Source organism: Aeromonas sp. SG16 (genome assembly GCF_024436135.1).
GTDB lineage: Bacteria > Pseudomonadota > Gammaproteobacteria > Enterobacterales > Aeromonadaceae > Aeromonas > Aeromonas jandaei.
Map to the genome: position 1 here is coordinate 1,525,989 of NZ_JANFNW010000001.1, position 18,554 is coordinate 1,544,542.

General features: G+C 62.6%; 15 protein-coding genes. 10 read left to right on the forward strand and 5 right to left on the reverse strand.

Annotated elements, in window-relative coordinates:
- Positions 1–6: 6 nt before the first annotated feature.
- The 10 genes from NOM67_RS06960 (at position 7) to NOM67_RS07005 (ending at position 13,370) form a co-directional block, all read left to right on the forward strand.
- Positions 7–585: an ECF transporter S component gene (locus NOM67_RS06960; protein WP_041208635.1), complete on the forward strand. Its 579-nt coding sequence runs from the start codon at positions 7–9 to the stop codon at positions 583–585.
- A complete protein-coding gene (locus NOM67_RS06965) occupies positions 585–1,286 on the forward strand; it encodes an energy-coupling factor transporter transmembrane component T (RefSeq protein ID WP_156853375.1) in 702 nt (233 codons plus the stop codon). Before NOM67_RS06960 ends, NOM67_RS06965 begins: the two co-directional genes overlap by 1 nt.
- Positions 1,283–2,101, forward strand: a complete 819-nt coding sequence (locus NOM67_RS06970) for an energy-coupling factor ABC transporter ATP-binding protein (RefSeq protein ID WP_156853374.1) — start codon at positions 1,283–1,285, stop codon at positions 2,099–2,101. Before NOM67_RS06965 ends, NOM67_RS06970 begins: the two co-directional genes overlap by 4 nt.
- Entirely contained in the window at positions 2,088–2,828 is a 741-nt protein-coding gene (locus tag NOM67_RS06975) for an energy-coupling factor ABC transporter ATP-binding protein (RefSeq protein WP_255935024.1), read from the forward strand. The genes NOM67_RS06970 and NOM67_RS06975 overlap by 14 nt, the downstream gene beginning before the upstream one ends.
- A 129-nt stretch (positions 2,829–2,957) precedes the next feature.
- Positions 2,958–4,220, forward strand: a complete 1,263-nt coding sequence (locus NOM67_RS06980) for an efflux RND transporter periplasmic adaptor subunit (protein ID WP_236662290.1) — start codon at positions 2,958–2,960, stop codon at positions 4,218–4,220.
- A gap of 9 nt (positions 4,221–4,229) precedes the next feature.
- A complete protein-coding gene (locus tag NOM67_RS06985; RefSeq protein ID WP_043849532.1) occupies positions 4,230–7,340 on the forward strand; it encodes an efflux RND transporter permease subunit in 3,111 nt (1,036 codons plus the stop codon).
- Positions 7,341–7,490: 150 nt separating this feature from the next.
- A complete protein-coding gene (locus NOM67_RS06990; RefSeq protein ID WP_255935028.1) occupies positions 7,491–7,991 on the forward strand; it encodes a hypothetical protein in 501 nt (166 codons plus the stop codon).
- Between the two features lie 272 nt (positions 7,992–8,263).
- Positions 8,264–9,799 carry an efflux RND transporter periplasmic adaptor subunit gene (locus tag NOM67_RS06995; RefSeq protein ID WP_255935030.1) on the forward strand — a complete coding sequence of 512 codons (1,536 nt, stop codon included), beginning with the start codon at positions 8,264–8,266 and terminating at the stop codon, positions 9,797–9,799.
- Positions 9,796–12,936 (forward strand): efflux RND transporter permease subunit, encoded by a 3,141-nt coding sequence (locus NOM67_RS07000; RefSeq protein WP_156853369.1) that lies wholly within the window; start codon positions 9,796–9,798, stop codon positions 12,934–12,936. The genes NOM67_RS06995 and NOM67_RS07000 overlap by 4 nt, the downstream gene beginning before the upstream one ends.
- A gap of 71 nt (positions 12,937–13,007) precedes the next feature.
- Positions 13,008–13,370, forward strand: coding sequence for a copper-binding protein (locus tag NOM67_RS07005; protein WP_156853368.1), 363 nt, complete (start codon positions 13,008–13,010; stop codon positions 13,368–13,370).
- A 104-nt stretch (positions 13,371–13,474) separates the two neighbouring features.
- Here the strand turns inward: NOM67_RS07005 and NOM67_RS07010 are convergent, their stop codons facing one another.
- The 5 genes from NOM67_RS07010 to NOM67_RS07030 all read right to left on the reverse strand — a co-directional run bounded on the left by NOM67_RS07010 (position 13,475) and on the right by NOM67_RS07030 (position 18,321).
- A complete protein-coding gene (locus NOM67_RS07010) occupies positions 13,475–14,392 on the reverse strand; it encodes an iron-siderophore ABC transporter substrate-binding protein (protein WP_255935035.1) in 918 nt (305 codons plus the stop codon).
- An 85-nt stretch (positions 14,393–14,477) separates the two neighbouring features.
- Positions 14,478–15,281, reverse strand: a complete 804-nt coding sequence (locus tag NOM67_RS07015) for an ABC transporter ATP-binding protein (protein WP_255935037.1) — start codon at positions 15,279–15,281, stop codon at positions 14,478–14,480.
- Positions 15,281–16,318, reverse strand: coding sequence for an iron chelate uptake ABC transporter family permease subunit (locus NOM67_RS07020; RefSeq protein ID WP_156853366.1), 1,038 nt, complete (start codon positions 16,316–16,318; stop codon positions 15,281–15,283). The genes NOM67_RS07015 and NOM67_RS07020 overlap by 1 nt, the downstream gene beginning before the upstream one ends.
- 7 nt (positions 16,319–16,325) lie before the next feature.
- Entirely contained in the window at positions 16,326–17,342 is a 1,017-nt protein-coding gene (locus tag NOM67_RS07025) for an iron ABC transporter permease (RefSeq protein WP_255935040.1), read from the reverse strand.
- A 175-nt stretch (positions 17,343–17,517) separates the two neighbouring features.
- Entirely contained in the window at positions 17,518–18,321 is an 804-nt protein-coding gene (locus NOM67_RS07030) for a siderophore-interacting protein (protein WP_255935043.1), read from the reverse strand.
- Positions 18,322–18,554: the final 233 nt, after the last annotated feature.

Here is an 18,554-nt window from a genome sequence, read left to right on the forward strand (position 1 = left end):
ATCACTATGTCCGTCAGTAAACTCTCCAGCTACAACTTGGCTTTTATGGTCATCTGCATCGCCATCAACATGGTGGCGGGACAGGCCGTCTCCATGCTCAAGCTGCCCATCTTCCTCGACTCCATCGGGACTGTGCTCTGCGCCATTCTGGCGGGCCCCTGGATGGCGATCGCCACCGGTCTGCTCACCAACCTGCTGTGGGGCCTGCTCACCGGCCCCATCGCCGCGGCCTTTGCCCCGGTCGCCATGATGATTGGCCTCAGTGCCGGTCTGCTGGCGCGGGCCGGCTGGTTCAACAATCTGCCCAAGGTGGTAGTGAGCAGCGTGGTGATCACCCTGGCGCTCACCCTGGTGGCCATTCCCATCCGCTCCTACCTGTTTGGTGGCGCCACCGGCAGCGGTGCTGATTTCGTCGTTGCCTACCTGCACGCCATGGGGAGCGATCTGCAGGAGTCGGTCGCCGTCACCGTGCTGGGTACCAACCTGCTGGATAAACTGCTGACCGTGCTGATCGCCTGGGGGCTGGTACGCCGCCTGCCGCAGCGCACCCTGCGCCACTTCCCGCAGATGGCCGCCGTGCGCTGATGCACCCCTTTACCTCCCTCGCACTCTGGCTCTGGTTTTCGGTCACGGCCAGCGTGCTGCCGCCCCCCTGGCTCTGGGGGTGGAGCCTGCTGCCGCTGCTTGTTCTGGTGCTGCTGCCGGGTTCCCGCGCCCGGCTCAAGCTGGTGCTGGCGGTAATGCTGCCGCTGGGACTGGGGCTCTATCTGGTGCACGGCCCCTGGTTGCGGATCCTGCTCGGCATGCCAGCGGTTCCATCCAGCGAAGCGTTTCCCATTCTGCCCCTCTGGTGCCGGCTGCTCGCCTGTCTGGCCAGCGCCCAACTCTGGCTCTGGGCGGTCTCGACCGAGCGGTTTGTTCATGCGCTCTTTGCCAGCCGACTACCCATCGCCCTCTCCTACCTCTGCTGCGGCCCGCTGCTGCTCAAAGAGCAGCTTGGCCACCAGCTGCGCGCTATCAGGGAGGCCCAGCTAGCCCGCGGCGTGCCCTTTGACGGCAATCCGCTGGCCCGGCTAAAGGCCACGCTCCCGCTGCTCTCGCCGCTGGTCGGGCAGGCATTGAGCGAGCTGGCCACCCGCAGCATGGCGCTGGATCTGCGCGGCTTTCGCAGCCAGCCAACTCGCACCCGCATGACGGAGATCCCGCAGCAACGTTATGAGCCGCTACTGCGCTATCTGCTGCTGTTGCTGGTAGTGCTGGAGATTGTCTGGAGGTGGTGGCCATGATCTCGCTGCAAGGGTTGACCATCGGCCATGCGGCCCACCCAGACCACTTTCAACTGGGCCCACTCGATATCGAGCTCAAAAAGGGCGAATGGCTGGCCATCCTGGGTGGCAACGGCGCGGGCAAATCCCTGCTGGCCCAGCTGCTGGCGGGAGGCTGGTACCAGCTGCACTTCGACACGCTGGCGGGAGAGGGCGTTATTCTCGGGCAGCCCCATGATAGCGGCCAGCTCAATCACCATGCGGCTTTGCGTCAGTGGGTACAGCAATCCCCTTATCTGCAATTTTCCGGCTGCTGCTTTTCGGTCGTCGACGAGGTGGCCTTTGGCCCTGCCAATCTCGGGTTGCTGCCCGATGAGGTCTGCCAGCGGGTATCCGATGCCATGGCGCTCTGTGACTGCGAGGTGCTGGCAGCCCGCCATCCCCTCGACCTGTCGGGAGGCGAAGCCCAGCGCGTGGTGCTGGCCTGCGCCCTGGCGATGGCTCCCAAGCTGTTGATCCTCGATCAGGCTTTCAGCCGTCTGACCCCAGCGGCAACCCAAACCATGCTGCGGCAGATCCGCCGCTACAGCGAGGAAAACGGCTGCAGCGTCATCTTGCTGGAGCAGCGGCTTTTTCCGGCCGCTCACTTCTGCGAGCGATTCCTGCAGCTCGACCATGGCCGCCAGCTGGCCTGCGGTGAGCTGGGCGAGGTGCTACCCCATCTGCCCGGGCGGGTGATCCTGCCGGACTCCCTGCGCGAGACGCTACAGGTGCGCGACCCGCGCCATCACCCCTACCCCTTGGCCATGTTGCGGGAGTTTTATGCTGAGCTTTGACCACCTCTGCTTCTCATGGGCACCGGACAATCCCTGCCTGCACGACATCACATTGCAAATTGCCAGTGGGGAACAGGTCGCCATCGTCGGGGATAACGGCGCAGGCAAGTCAACCCTGCTGCGACTGGCGGCGGGTCTGTTGGCCCCCACCTCGGGCACGGTGAGCTGGCAACAGCAGGCGCTCTGCAAACAGCGGGCACTGGCCCGTGCCAGTCAAATCGGCTTTCTGTTTCAGGAGTCTGAGCGTCAGCTGTTTCACAGCCGGGTCGAGGATGAAATCGCCTTTGGCCTGCGCCTGCAGAAACTGCCGCGCGAGGAGATCCGGCTGCGGGTCGCCACCGCGCTGGAAGAGTGCGAGCTGACAAAGTGGGCGGCCTCCCATCCACTCGATCTCGATGCCGGTCAGCGGCGCATGGTGGCGGTGGCCTGCCTCCATGCCATGCAGCCCGCCTTGCTGCTGCTCGACGAGCCGAGCCGGGATTTCGATCCCCGCTGGCTGGCCATTCTGGAACGCTGGCTGGCCAGCGAGCGGGCGAAGGGCACTACCATAGTGGCCATCAGTCACGACGCCGAATTTGTCAGACGCAACTTCACCACCCTGATCGAGCTGAAAGCAGGGCGTCTGGTTGGCCACGGCCGCACCAGCGAACGACTTGCAGCCCTCAACGGTTACCGCCCCCACCACAGTAGTGCCATGCTGCTGGCCGCGCTCGACCAGCGCAGCTAACGCCCTCTTTTTCCATCAAAACAGCACGAAACCTCGCCATTTGGGGACAAATTGTCCCCTTGAGAAGGTTCGGTTCAAGGTTGCCCGCCTATCATCCCCCTTCCACCCCAAGAGAAGCTGTTTTTTATCATGACGTTAATGATCCAGATGGAGAAAAATACCGGACACCCTCGCCGCTATGGTGCCAGCAAAGAGATTGGCAGGGCTGGTGCAGATGCCCCGCTCAAGCGTGCCCTGCTGACTCTGGCGCTGATCGGCGGACTGAGCGGTTGTGGCGGTGAATCCACCCCGGCGGCCCAGAGTGTTCCGGCCTTCCCTGTCGTGGTCAATGAAGTGACCCTGACCGATGTGCCGCTCACCACCGAGATGGTGGGCGAGACCGCCGGTTTTCGTGAAATTGAAGTGCGTTCGCGGGTGAGCGGCATTCTGCTCAAGCGCACCTATGTCGAGGGCCAGCCGGTCACCGCCGGTCAGCAGCTGTTCCTCATCGACCCCGAGCCCTACAAGGTGGCCCTCGAACAGGCCAAGGGCTCCCTTGCCCAGGAACAGGCCCGTCTCAACAAGGCGCGCGCCGATCGGGATCGCATCATCCCGCTCTTCAAGCGTCAGGTGGTGAGCCGCAAGGATTATGACGACACCCTTGCCAACTACGAGGCGGCCGTCGCCAGTCTGCAGGCCGTTCAGGCCAAGGTCAAAGAGGCCGAACTCAACCTCAGCTACACCGAGGTGACCGCCCCCATCGACGGCATGGCGAGCAAGAGCTCCCAGTCAGAGGGGAGCCTTATCTCCACCAGCGGCGACAGCAGCCTGCTGACCACCATCACCCAGTACAACCCGCTCTACGTCAACTTCTCCTACTCGGAGCAAGATCGCCTCAACTTCGAGAACTCGGTGAAAAAAGGGTTGATCGAATCCAAGGATGCCACCAACTGGCGCACCCACATCCGTCTGGCTGACGGCTCCGTCTATCCCGAGGCGGGCAAGCTCAACTTCTCCGACAACCGGGTCGATCCGCAGACCGGCACCATCCGTGCCCGCGCCATCTTCGACAACAAAAATGGCGTGCTGATGCCGGGCCAGTTCGTCCGCATGACCATCGATCTGGGCACCCGCAAAAACGCCATCGTGGTGCCGCCGCGCGCCATCGTTCAGTCCCAGGCTGACCGCATGGTGATGGTGGTGGATGCCGACAACAAGGTCGTTCCCCGTCCGGTCAAGCTGGGGGCAGTAGTTGCCGATGGAGTGCTGATCGACAGCGGCCTTGAGCCGGGCGAGCACTACATCGTCGAGGGGCTGATGAAGGCCCGCCCCGGCAGCGTGGTCAAGCCGGTCTCTGCCGAAGAGATGCAGGCCATCAGTGCCAAGCTGGTTCGACAGTCCGCGGCCAAGTAAGGAGTTCGCATGTTTTCCAAGTTCTTTATCGAACGCCCCATCTTCGCCAGCGTGATTTCGATCATTATCGTGCTGGGCGGGCTGGCGGCGATGCGATCGCTGCCCATCGAGCAGTACCCGCAGATCACCCCGCCGGTGGTCTCGGTGACCGCCTTCTATCCGGGCGCTACCCCGGAGGTGATCTCCCAGACCGTTGCCGCGCCGCTTGAGCAGCAGATCAACGGCGTGGAGCAGATGATCTACATGCAGTCGGGTTCTGCCTCCAACGGTCAGATGAACCTCAACGTCTACTTCGAGATCGGCACCGACCCGGATCAGGCCACCATCAACGTCAACAACCGGGTCTCGGCCGCCATGGCCCAGCTACCGGAAGAGGTGAAAAAGCAGGGGGTTACGGTCAAGAAGAAGTCCACCGCCATCCTGCAGGTGGTGACTTTGCAATCGCCAAACGGCTCATTTGATACCACCTATCTCTCGAACTACGCCCTGCTCAACATCATCGACGAGCTCAAGCGGATTCCCGGCATCGGTGATACCACCTTGTTTGGCGGTACCGACTACGCCATGCGCATCTGGCTGCGGCCGGATCGACTGGCCCAGCTCGAACTCACCCCGAGCGATGTGATCGGCGCCATTCGTGAACAGAATACCCAGTTTGCGGCAGGCAAAATCGGCGCCCAGCCCACCTCGGCTCCGGTCGATTTCACCTACACGGTGCAGACCAAGGGGCGCCTCGAGGACGTCAAGGAGTTCGAAAACATCATCGTTCGCTCCATGCCTGACGGCTCCAAGATCCGGGTGAAGGATGTGGCGCGGGTCGAGCTCGGCGGCAAGGATTATGACGTCCTGGCCCGGGCCAACGGCAAACCGGCCATCGGTATCGCCACCTACCTGCAACCGGGTGCCAACGCCGTGGCGGTGGCCGGTGCGGTACACGACACCATGGAGCGGCTCAAGGCCCGCTTCCCGCAGGATGTGGAGTACCAGATCCCCTACGACACCACCGAGTTCGTGAAGATCTCCATCGAGGAGGTGGTCTACACCCTGTTCGAGGCGATCGTGCTGGTGTTCGTGGTGGTCTATCTGTTCCTGCAGAACTTCCGCGCCACCCTGATCCCCTGCATCGCGGTGCCGGTATCGCTCATCGGTACCTTCGCCGGCATGCTGGTGCTGGGCTTCTCCATCAACCTGCTGACCCTGTTCGGCATGGTGCTCGCCATCGGTATCGTGGTGGATGACGCCATCGTGGTGCTGGAGAACGTCGAGCGGATCATGCAGGAGAAGAAGTGTTCGCCCAAAGAGGCGGCCATTCTCGCCATGCAGGAGGTCTCCGGCCCGGTGGTCGCCATCGTACTGGTGCTCTGCGCCGTATTCCTGCCGGTCGCCTTTATGGGCGGCATGACGGGGGTGATGTACAAGCAGTTCGCCATCACGGTTGCCGTGTCGGTCGCCATCTCCGGTCTTGTGGCACTGACCCTCTCCCCGGCTCTCTGCGCCGTATTGCTCAAGGAGGGGCACCACAAACCGGCCCGTTTCTTCGTCTGGTTCAACGACAAGTTTGATCAGCTGACCCGTGGCTATGTGCGTGGCGTGGCCTTCCTCAACCGTCGGGTGGCCGTGGCCTTTGGCATCATCGCTGTCCTGCTGCTCTCCATCTACGGCCTCTTCCTCAAGGTGCCGGGCGAGCTGGTCCCGAACGAAGATCAGGGTTACCTCATCTCCGCAGTGATGCTGCCGGATGCCGCCGCCATGACCCGTACCCAGGCGGTCGCCAACCAGTTCGACAAGATCGCCATGGCCAACCCCAACGTGAAGGATGTCATCACCTTCTCGGGCTTTGACATCCTCTCCAGCGCCATCGTCAGCAACAGCGGCCTCACCTTCATTACCCTGAAGGACTGGAGCGAGCGCAAAGAGGCGGGGGCCGACTCCTTCTCGCTGGCCAAAACCCTGCAGGGGATGAGCATGATGGGGCTGGCGGACGGTTTCGTTGCCTCCTTCAACCCGCCTCCCATTCAGGGGATGTCCACCACCGGCGGCCTTGAGGGGTATCTGCAGAACCGCGGCTCGGGCAATGCCCAGGAGTTCTCGGCTGAAGTACAGCGCTTCCTCGAAGCGGCCAAGGAGCGCCCGGAGTTTGCCAGCGTGACCACCACCTACCGCGCCAACGTGCCGCAGGTCTATCTCGACCTGGATCGGGAGAAGGCCAAGGCGCTGGGGCTGCCCATCAACGCGGTGTTCGACACCATGCAGGCCACCTTTGGTCAGGTCTATGTCAACGACTTCAACCAGTTCGGCCGTACCTACCGGGTACAGTTGCAGTCCGAGGCAGACTACCGCGCCAAGAAGAGCGACATCCGCAACGTCTATGTCCGCTCCAACAAGGGGGAGATGATCCCGCTGAGCAGTCTGGTCACGGTGCGTGACGCCACCGGCCCCGAGCTGGTCGAGCGCTTCAACATCTTCCAGGCGGCCAAGATCATGGCGCAGCCAGCGCCGGGCTACAGCTCGGGTCAAGCCATCGCTGCGCTGGAAGAGGTGGCCAACAACACCCTTGGCAACGACGCCAAGCTGGAGTGGACAGGCTCCGCCTATCAGGAGAAAGCGGCGGCCGGCAGTGCAGGCATGGCCTTTGGCTTCGGTATCGTGATGATCTTCCTCATTCTGGCCGCCCAGTATGAGCGCTGGAGCCTGCCCTTTGCGGTGATCACCGCCGTGCCGTTCGCCCTGTTTGGCGCTCTGCTGGCCACCTGGCTGGTGGGTCTGACCAATAACGTCTACTTCCAGATCGGTCTGGTGACGCTGGTCGGGCTGGCGGCCAAGAACGCCATCCTGATCGTGGAGTTCGCAGTGATGAAGCACGAAGAGGGGATGAGCCTCATCGAGTCGGCCCTGGAGGCGGCGCGGCTGCGTTTTCGCCCCATCGTTATGACCTCGCTCGCTTTCATCCTCGGCTGTGTGCCGCTGGTCACCTCCAGCGGCGCAGGGGCGGCGAGCCGTCACGCCCTCGGCTGGCCGGTCATCGGCGGCATGCTGGCCGCGACCTTTATCGCCATCTTCTTTATCCCGCTCTTCTTCCGCCTCATCATGCGAGGCTCGGAAAAAGGAGCTAAGCAGTAAGAGCGAGCCTGTTCACTGATAACCCCTACCCCCGCACCTGCGGGGGTATTTTTTATCTCTTCCCCCCTCATGGTGCCTGTGAGCACACCTTGACCTTATCCCTGTGGCAAGGTTTACAGTCCAACTGTCTGATCCAGAAGGATATCCTGTTTGTCACTCATCCAGCTTGCTGCAAGATTGCCCTGCGTTGCTCTGGCCCGGCTACTGCTGGCGCTGCTGCTCGTGTGCAATCTGACTCTCTGCATCAGCTGGCATGCTTCTCCCCTCTCCCCCGAGACAACCCAAAACAGCCCCCTGCCAATGGTGATGTTCGATTCATCCATGGCGATGGCGGATGGCGAGATCTCTCATGCAATGGCCACCATGGGTCACCCGGGCGATGGCATGTCCCTCTCCTGCCATCAGGGGGACGATGGGTCAGCCATGGGCGATGAGTGCCAGATGCAAACTGGCGTCAATGCCCTCTCCTTCGGGGCGATGGCTCTGCTTGGGGTACTGGTCGCCCTGCTGATCTTCCCCCTGCTGCTTGGCAGCAACGTCGCAGCGTCACTGCTTGATAACTGGTTGCGGGATCCCTTCCTGCGATCCCGTGGTACCCATCCCCCCTCCTGGCCGCGCCGACACCTGATGTTGTCGGTGCTGCGCCACTAGAAAGATCTTCTCTTGCGGCAGCGGCAAGCCTCGGCTTGCCCGTCTCCTGCCGCCTTGCCTGACCCTGTGCCCCGGCCAAACCGGCCCGCTCACAGGGAGCCGTGCGCGCTGATACAGCTGCGCCCCGTTTGCCGCCAATCCCTCGGGTGATGCCTTGTCTATCTCCCGTCCGGCGGCGTGCACAAGAGAAGAGATATGATGTCACTTGCCCCTGTTACCGGCCTTATCGCCGCCAAAAACCTTGCCACCCAGCCACTAAGTGGAGGTGTGCGATGAGCCAGAAACTGCTGGTATCGGCCCTGCTGCTGGCCCTCGGCGCCGGTGGCGGCTACTGGGCCGCCAAACAGACCACCACTGGCACCGCGGCCAAGGAGAAGACGCCGCTCTACTGGGTCAACCCCATGGATCCACGCGACAAGCGCGATGCTCCGGCCAGGGACAACATGGGGATGGACTTTATCCCCGTCTATGAGGAGCAGAAAAACGGCTCGCCGGGCACAGTCACCATCAGCCCCGAGATCCAGCAGAACCTGGGGGTACGGCTCGCCAAGGTGGAGAAGCTCCCCATCCACCAGCAGATCGAGACGGTGGGCTACGTCGGCTATGACGAGGACAGGCTGGAGGCGGTCAACGCCCGCATGGCAGGCTGGATCCGCACCCTCGCTATCAAGAGCGAGGGGCAGCAGGTGAGCAAGGGGAGCCTTATTTACGAGCTCTACGCCCCGGATCTGGTCAACGCCCAGCACGAGTACCTGCTCGCCCTCAACACTGCCAACCCGCTGCTGCTGCGCTCCGCCGAGGGCAAGCTCAAGTCCCTGCAGGTGCCGGCAGATCAGATTGCGGCCCTCAAGCGCACCCGTCAGGTGCAGGAGACGGTGCGCATCTATGCCCCCAGCAGCGGCTATGTCTCCGAGCTGAAGGTGCGCGAAGGCCAGTATGTGGAGCCCGCCGCAGCCCTCTTTAACATCAGCACCCTCAAGCAGGTGTGGGTGAGCGCCGAGGTGTTCGAGCGCCAGGCGGCCCAGCTGAAGGTGGGCGATCCGGTCACCATGACCCTCGACTATGCCCCTGGCCGCAGTTGGCAAGGTAAGGTGGATTACCTCTACCCGACTCTGGATGCTGCCACCCGCACCCTCAAGGTGCGGCTGCGCTTTGCCAACCCGGACGAGTTTCTGAAACCCAATATGTTCGCCAAGGTGACGATTCAGGCGGGCAAGGGAGAGCCGCAATTGGTGGTGCCGAGCGAAGCGGTGATCCGCACCGGCAGTCAGGAGCGGCTGGTGCTGGCACTGGGGGATGGCAGCTTCAAATCGGTAGCCGTCACTCTGGGCCCCCAGTTTGGCGACAAGGTGGCCATTAAGGCGGGGGTAGAGGCTGGGGACAACATAGTCAGCTCGGCCCAGTTCCTGCTCGACTCGGAATCGGCCATCGATTCTGACTTCCAGCGCATGACGGCGGTGCGCCCCGCTCAGGTGTGGACCCAGGGCGAGGTTGAAAGCATCGATCTGGCCAACCGCACCCTGATGGTCTCCCACCAGCCCATCCCCGAGTGGCAGTGGCCCGCCATGGAGATGGAGTTCACCGTGGCCGAAGGGGTCGATATCAGCAAGCTGGCCGAGGGGCAGACCCTGCACCTGCAGGTGATGCAGGAGGGGGATGAGTACCGCATCACCACCATCCATCAGGAGAAGGCACCCGCTACTGACGGCGACGCCACCAAGCCTGCATCGGATGAGATGGGCAAGATGGAAGGCATGGACCATAGCCAGCATCAGATGGCGATGCCCGAGATGGAGAAGAAGTCATGATCCCGTCGATTATTCGCTGGTCCATCGGCAACCGCTTTCTGGTGCTGCTATTGACCCTCATGCTCACCGCCTGGGGGCTCTGGTCGGTCAAACAGACCCCGGTGGACGCCCTGCCGGATCTCTCCGATGTGCAGGTGATCATCAAGACCTCCTACCCGGGCCAAGCGCCCCAGGTGGTGGAGGATCAGGTCACCTACCCGCTCACCACCGCCATGCTGGCGGTACCGGGGGCGACCACGGTGCGCGGCTACTCTTTCTTCGGCGACTCCTTCGTCTATGTGCTGTTTGACGACAACACAGATCTCTACTGGGCCCGCGCCCGGGTGCTGGAGTATTTGAGCCAGGTTGCGCCCAATCTGCCCGCCTCTGCCCGCCCCCAGCTCGGCCCCGATGCCACCGGGGTGGGCTGGGTCTATCAGTACGCGCTGGTAGACAGAACCGGCAAACATGACCTGAGCCAGCTCACCTCGCTGCAGAACTGGTTCCTTAAATACGAGTTGCAGACGGTGGAGGGGGTCTCCGAGGTCGCCACCGTGGGCGGCATGGTGCGTCAGTATCAGGTGCGGGTCGACCCGGACAAGCTGCGCGCCTACGGCATTCCGCTCTCCCTTATCGAGACCGCCATCAAACAGGGCAATCAGGAGACCGGCGCCTCCGTCATCGAGATGGCGGAAGCGGAGTACATGGTGCGCTCGAATGGCTATCTGAAGAGCGTGGAGGATCTGAAGCAGATCCCGCTCGGTACCACTGTGCGCGGCGCCCCGCTGCTGCTGGGTGACGTGGCGGATGTAGTCACCGGTCCCCAGAGCCGGCGCGGTCTGGCCGAGCTCAACGGCGAGGGGGAAGTGGTGGGCGGCATCATCGTCATGCGTTACGGCGAGAATGCCCAGCACACCATAGACGGGGTCAAGGCACGGCTCGCCCAGCTGAAAAGCAGCCTGCCAGATGGGGTGGAGGTGGTCACCGTCTACGATCGCTCCGACCTTATCCAGCGTGCCATCGACAACCTCTCCGGCAAGCTGGTGGAGGAGTTCGCGGTGGTGGTGCTGGTCTGCCTCGCCTTCCTGTTCCACCTGCGCTCGTCGCTGGTGGTGGTCATTACCCTGCCCATCGCCATTCTGGTGGCCTTTATCGTGATGCACCTGCAGGGGATCAACGCCAACATCATGTCGCTGGGGGGCATCGCCATCGCCATCGGCGCCATGGTGGATGGCGCCATCGTGATGATCGAGAACGTCCACAAACATATGGAGCGGGAGGCGCTCACCGACAAGAACCGCTGGCGCATCATCACCGAGGCGAGCATAGAAGTGGGGCCCGCCATCTTCTTCTCCCTGCTCATCATCACCATCAGCTTCCTGCCGGTATTTGCGCTGGAGGCGCAGGAGGGACGGATGTTCCACCCCCTCGCCTACACCAAGACCTACGCCATGGCGGCGGCTGCCGCGCTCGCCATCACCCTGGTGCCGGTGATCATGGGTTACTTCATCCGTGGCAAGGTGCTGGCGGAGCAAGCCAACCCGCTGAACCGTGGCTTAAGCCAGGCATATGTGCCGCTGCTCAAAGCCGTGCTGGCCCGTCCAAAAACCACTCTGGCTGTCGCCGCCGTGGTGACGGTGGCGGGCTTCTGGCCGCTCAAGTACCTGGGCTCCGAGTTTATTCCGCCGCTCGATGAGGGGGACATCATGTACATGCCCACCACCGCAGCCAATATCTCGGTGGGCAAGGCGCGGGAGATTTTGCAGCAAACCGACAAGCTCATTCGCACCGTGCCCGAGGTGCAGAACGTGTTCGGCAAGGCGGGTCGCGCCGAATCGGCCACAGACCCCGCCGATCTGGTGATGATGGAGACCAGCATCCAGCTCAAGCCCCGCGATCAGTGGCGACCCGGCATGACCCCGGAGAAGCTGAAAGAAGAGCTCGACTCCCTTATCCGCTTCCCAGGCCTCACCAACGCCTGGGTGCCCCCCATCAAGACCCGCATCGACATGCTGGCCACCGGCATCAAAACCCCGGTCGGCATCAAGATAGCAGGGCCCGATCTCAAGGTGATCCAGCAGCTCGGCCAGCAGCTGGAACAGATCGTTGGCAAGGTGGAGGGCGCCTCATCGGTCTACGCCGAGCGGGTAGCCGGTGGCCGCTACGTGAAGGTGGATATCGACCGGCTGAAAGCGGCCCGCTACGGCCTCAACATCGCAGACGTGCAGGCGGTGCTCGCCACTGCGGTGGGCGGCATGGAGGTGGGCCAGACCATCGAGGGGCGCGAGCGCTACCCCATCAACCTGCGCTACCCCCAGAGCTATCGCGATTCGGTGGCGAGCCTCGAGCTGCTGCCGGTGGTCACTCCAAGTGGCGCTCGTATCGCCCTGGCGGACGTGGCCCGGGTTTACATCAGCGATGAGGCCCCCATGCTGCGCAGTGAAAATGCGCGCCTCAACGGCTGGGTCTACGTCGATATTCGTGGCCGCGACATCGGCTCGTTCGTCGATGAAGCCAAGGCCGAGGTGGGCAAACAACTTGTACTGCCAGCGGGCTACGCCCTCACATGGTCCGGCCAATACGAGTACATGGAGCGGGCCAAGGCGCGCCTCGCCTACGTGGTGCCATTAACCGTCGCCATTATCGTGCTGCTGCTCTATCTGGCGTTTCGCCGCGCTCAGGAGGTGCTGCTCATTCTCACCACCCTACCGCTGGCGGTGGTGGGCGGGATCTGGACCCTCTGGCTGCTCGACTTCAACCTCTCGGTGGCGGTCGGAGTGGGCTTTATCGCTCTGGCCGGGGTGGCGGTCGAGACCGGCGTCCTGATGCTGGTCTACCTCAACCATGCTTGGGATGACCTGGTGGCCAGCGGCAAGCCGGACAAGGCGGGCCTGCACCGGGCGGTGATCCACGGCGCCGCCCTGCGCCTGCGTCCCAAGATGATGACGGTGGTCACCATTATCGCCGGCCTGTTGCCCATCATGTGGAGCCACGGCACCGGCTCCGAGGTGATGCAGCGCATCGCCGCCCCCATGATCGGCGGCATGGTGAGCGCACTGGTACTGACCCTCTTGGTACTGCCCGCAGCCTACTACCTATGGCGCAGCCGAAGCGTGCAGCAGCTGACCTCCGCGGATCAGCAGGAGTCATCACACTGATGAACAGATCATTTTCAAGCGGACAAACAGCAACCCCGTTGCAACTCCATAAGCCAAACAAGGAAACCAAAATGAACTACAAGACGCTGACACTGACTCTGCTGATGGGCCTCGCTAACCACACCAACCTGCAGGCTGCCGAAATGATGAACCATCAGGGCCATGACATGGGCCAGATGGTGCAAATGGCGGGCATGAACGAGATGGGCGACATGATGATGACCAAGGGGGTCATCACTCGCATCGACGCAGCCAACGGCAAGGTCGGCATCAAGCACGAGACGATCGACAACCTCAAGATGCCCGCCATGACCATGGTGTTTCAGGTAGCCGAACCGGCCCTGCTCAAGGATCTGAAGGTGGGGGATTCGGTGCGTTTTCACGCCGAGAACCCGGGTGGCAAGCTCACCATCACCCAAATCCAGCCGCAGTAAATGCCCGGCTCGCTCCGGGCTGCACGGATAAACAAAGAGGGAGGCATCGGCCTCCCTCTTTGCTTGGTCAACTTTTTAGTCAACCCCAGCGGTGCGATGTCAGCTCAGCTGCGGGTTGCCAGCAACTGCTCCACATCTGCAATTACCTGCAATGCCGCCTGCGGGCCACCGCTGGAGGTCCAGAGCGACCCGTCCACAGCGCCAAAGCGCTTGGCCTTGATCACCGGCAGCAGCTGGAACGCCGGGGTCTGCTCCGCCTGACGCATGGCATCCACCGCATCGCCGGTAGCGCTCAGGGTACCGATCACCAGCCAGTCGGCATCCAGCAGATTGAGGGACTCAAGACTCAAGGGCGGCGAGTGAGGGGCGCCGGTACCCTGCTGCTTGCTTGGGCGTACCAGCCCCATCGACTCCACCACGCTGCTGGCAAAAGTGCCTTGATACATAAAGCTCGGCCCCTTGGGGTTCCAGCGCACTATGCTGATGCTCTCCCCCTGATGGTCTGCCAGCTTGCTGCGCGCCTCTGCCAGCCGCTCTTCATAACGCTGGAGGAAGGCCTCCCCCTCCTTGTCGCGGTTGAGGGTGTGAGCGGTGCGGCGGAACATATCCTGCCACGGTTCGCCCCACTTGCCGGTGACCACGGTCGGCGCGATTTCGCCAAGCAGGGTCAGCAGCTCGGGACGGGTCTGGCCGGTCAGGATAAGGTCGGGCTCCAGCGCAATGAGCGACTCCAGATTGGGGCTGTCGAGATCGCCGATCACCTTGATATCGCTTACCCCTTTCTCCAGCAGGTAACGTGGCATGGTGGGCTGGCCGCGACCATTGACGGCACCGATGGGGGTCAGCCCCAGGGTCAGGGCGCTGTCGAGATCGAACTCGCTCAAGGTCACCACTCGCAGTGGCTTGACCGGCACCTGTACCTTCTGGCCAAACGCGTCGGTCACTTCACGCATCTCCTGCGCCTGAACCAGCGGCGCGGCCAGCATCAGGATGGCTGTTGCCAGGGCGGCAAAACGCTTCATCATTTCACTCCTGTGTTGTGCTGCTTGCATGCAAGTCAGCGGTGGGAAGGTTCGTGAAACAGGCCGATGCCGGTTTCGCTCAATCTCAACTGGCCGACCGCCATTGGCAGGCGTGCTCATGGCGGCGCGGCACGATAATGGGCGCCCCATCGCCGGGGGCATGCAAAATATCGACACTGGTCTGGTAGAGCTGGTCGATCAGGGATTTGGTCACCACCTCCCGGGCCGGGCCCATGGCGGCAATGGTCCCCTCGCCGATGGCGATCAACTCGTCACAGTAGCGGGCCGCCATCGCCAGATCGTGGATCACCAGCAGCACGGTTTTGCCCTCGGCGGTGATGCGATGGATCGCCTCCATCACCTCGGTCTGGTGACCGATATCGAGGGCGCTGGTGGGCTCGTCGAGCAGCACCATGTCGCTGTCCTGGGCCAGGATCATCGCCAGCCACGCCCGCTGCGCCTGCCCGCCGGAGAGAGACGTGGCGCTCTGCTGCCAGATGCTTTCAAGCTGCATCCGCTCGCAGGCACTGCGCACCATACGGGCATCCTCCTCGCCCCACTGATTGAACCAGCCCTGATGGGGGTGGCGGCCATACTGCACCAGCTGCTCCACCAGAATGCCAGCAGGCAGGGTTGGCCGCTGGGGCAGATAGGCGAGCTCCCGCGCCAACCCCTTCATGGGGTAGCTGGCAAGCGGCTTGCCTTTGAGCAGGATCTCGCCGCGTTGGGCTTTCATCTGGCCGGATAGCAGCTTGAGCAGGGTCGATTTGCCGCAGCCGTTGGGGCCGACGATCCCCACCAGCTTGCCCCTCGGCACGCTGAAGGAGATGTCCCGCAGGATGGTGGTCTGCTGATAGGCGAAATGGAGGCGATTTACGGTGAGCGTCATCAGTCAGCCCTCTGGCGATCGTTAACGAGAAGAAACAGCAGCAACAGGCCGCCGAGAATGCGGGTCATGATGCCGGTCGCCACCTCGTGGGGGCTGGCCAGCACCCGGACCAGGGTATCGCTGGCAAGCAGCAGCAGGGCGCCGCTAAGCGCCGCCAGCCAGAGCGGCACCACCCGGTCTTTCACCAGCCAGGAGGCAAGAATGGGGGCCGCCATGGCGATAAAGACCACGGGCCCGCCGATGGCGGTGCCGAGCGCCGCCACCAGAATGGCCTGCGCCAGAATGCCCAGTTGCACCCGATCGCCGTTGACGCCAAGCCCTCTGGCCATCTCGGGACCAAAGCGCAGCACCGCCAGCGAGCGGGAGAGATAGACGATCCAGGGGCAGAGCAGCAGCAACAGGATGGCGATGGGGGTGATGGTGCTGTAACCCACGGCGATAAAGCTGCCCATATTCCACAGATAGAGGGAGCTCAAGTGCAGCAGGGCCTGAGTGGACATCACAAACTGGCCGAGCGCCTCGAACAGTTCGGAGAGACCGATACCGATCACTACGAACAGATAGCCCTGCTCACCCGGTTTGCGGCAGAGGGCATAGAGCACCAGCGCCGCGAAGATGGCGCCGATGGGGGCCGCCCACCAGGGCCAGCTGCCCACGGTCAGGTAGAGGGAGAAGATGATGATGGCCAGAGAGGCGCCGTTGTTGACCCCCACCATGTCGGGTGTGGCCAGCCGGTTGCGAACCAGAGTCTGCACCAGACAGCCGGAGAGCCCCATGGCCGCCCCCGCCACCACGACCCCAAGGATGCGCGGCAGCCGGATCTTGAACAGGGTGAGCTGCTCAAGCCGCGTCCCCTCCCCCAGCAGAGTGCTGACCACCCCGATAAAGCCGAGCTTACCGCCGCCAACACTCAAGGCCAGCAGAGCAAGCGCCAGCAGCGCCATGGCCAGCAGCGCCAGCCAGCGCCAGCTTGGCAGATGGATCAGCAAAGAGCGGTTGCCAGCCCGCAGGCAGAGCATATCGGTAGGTGTGCGCATCAGCCCCTCACTTGACGGTCAGCAGGGTACGAAAGCCCCCGCGATGAACGATGGCGATCAGCACTGGTGCACCGATCAGGGCCAGAATAACCCCGTTGGGCAACTCGAACGGCTGGATCAGCCAGCGCGCCAGAATGTCGGCCAACAGCAGAAACAGCATGCCGAACAGGGCGGAGAAACAGACCTGCACCGACAGCTTCACCGGCTCTACCAGTCGGCCACAGTAGGCGGCCAGAAAGCCGACAAAGCCGATGGGGCCGGCAATAGCGATGGCACTGGCGGTAAACAGGGTGGCGGCCAGCAGCACGCCAATTCGCACCCGGTTAGGGCGGATCCCGAGCGCCTGGGCCTGACTGTCCCCCATCTGCATCAGGGTCAGCTGGCGACAGAGCAGCAAGGTGATGACAAACGCCGCCAGCACGAAGGGCAGCACGGCAATGATGGCATCGAGATTGGCCGCCGACAGGGAGCCGAGGTTCCAGAAGCGGTACTGCTCCAGCACCATCTTGTTGGAGAGCAGCAAAAAGCTGGAGAGACCGCCGAAGGTGGCCGAGAGCGCCACCCCGACCAGAATCAGCTTGAGGGGGTTGGAGCGGCCAATCATCATGCCGAGTCCCAGCACAATCACGTTGCCGAGCAGCGCACCGAGTCCTGCCCAGAGCAGATAGCCATAGGCGGACTCCACCCCGAACCAGGTGAGCCCCACCACCAGCGCAAAGACGGCCCCGGCGTTGACCCCGAGCAGGCCGGGCTCCGCCAGTGGGTTGCGGGTCGCGCTCTGCAACAAGGAGGCGGCCAGAGATAAAGAGGCGCCGACCACCATGGCGCAGAGGGTGCGCGGCAGTCGCAAGGTATTGAGCACCATGGCGAGCTTCTCGTCTCCAGCCCAGCGGGCATCCCCTATCAGGTAGCCGAGCACTTCGCGGGCACCATAGACGCCCGCACCAGTGGCGAACGAGAGGCAAAACAGCGTGCAGAGAAGGAACAATGCCAGCCAGAACAGAGGGGTCTGGTACTTAACCACCCTTTACGACTCCTTGCGTTGGGTCTGACAACATGCAGCCAAACCGACGTGAAAACAGGGCACTCTTGTGTCAACGGAAATAAAAACGCCGCCCGGACGAATACCCAGACGGCGCAATACTAAATGCAAATCATTTTTATTTGCAAGTTTTGATGTGTGACAGACTCTCTTCTGCTCAGCTATCCATCACATCATGGCGGGTCTGATGATAGGCCTCTTCACTCTTGCCTCTGCGCCAGTAAGGAACCGCATAGAGCGACTGGCGATCCACCTCGAGCACGGAACGAAAATGGCGACGCAGTGGCAGCACCAGCGCCTCCTCCCCACCGAGCCAGAAGAAACCGCCATCCCGAGAGAGAGGCAAGGCCTGCACATGCTCCAGAATACCGCTGGTTGCGGGCTCTCCCACAAACCAGTGGCAGTGTACGCCGACCGCCAGTGTCAGCGGCTGGGCATCCGCCTGATCCGGCAACAGGATGGCAATCTCCCCGCAGGCATCGGCAGGCATCACTTCGCACATCGCCACGATGGCGGGCAAGGCGGTGAGATCGCCCACCAGACAGTAGTGCTCTGCCGGTTGCAGCATGGGGTTGGGGCCACCCGGCCCGGAGAGGATCACCTTATCCCCCGGCTTGGCGTGGGTAGCAAAAGCACTGGCTGGCCCGCTATCGCCATGAAGAACAAAGTCGATATCGAGCTCCAGCTCATCGCGGCGAAATGCACGGATGGTGTAGGTGCGGATGACCGGCTTGTCCGCCGGATTGCTCCAGCGCGGGCCGCCCGCCGTCATGGCTGGCATAACGGGTTCGCTCTGGTGAGGCTGGGCCAGCATCACCTTGATATGGGCACCACCGCAGGTAAAGGGATAATCGGCCAGTTCACGGCCGCCAAACGTGATGCGCCGCAGATGAGGGGTAAGTTGTTGCACTCGCTTGACCGTCACCGGACGGGGGCGATTGGGAGGCAGGCTCTGGGTCACGAATAAACTCCTCTTCGAATCAGCCTGCATGCTACCCTTAAATAGGAATTATTATCAAATAAGATCTGTTCTCGCCTTCACCCTCGACCCGAACCGGATTGGCTTTTTCCCTCATGCGGCTCAACCGGGCGAGGGACACAAGGTGGTGCATTAGGACACCTTGATTCACAACAAAAAGCTCGCACCTCATCTGGATTGGCCAAAGGGTTCCATTTGCTTATTTCGACCATAGT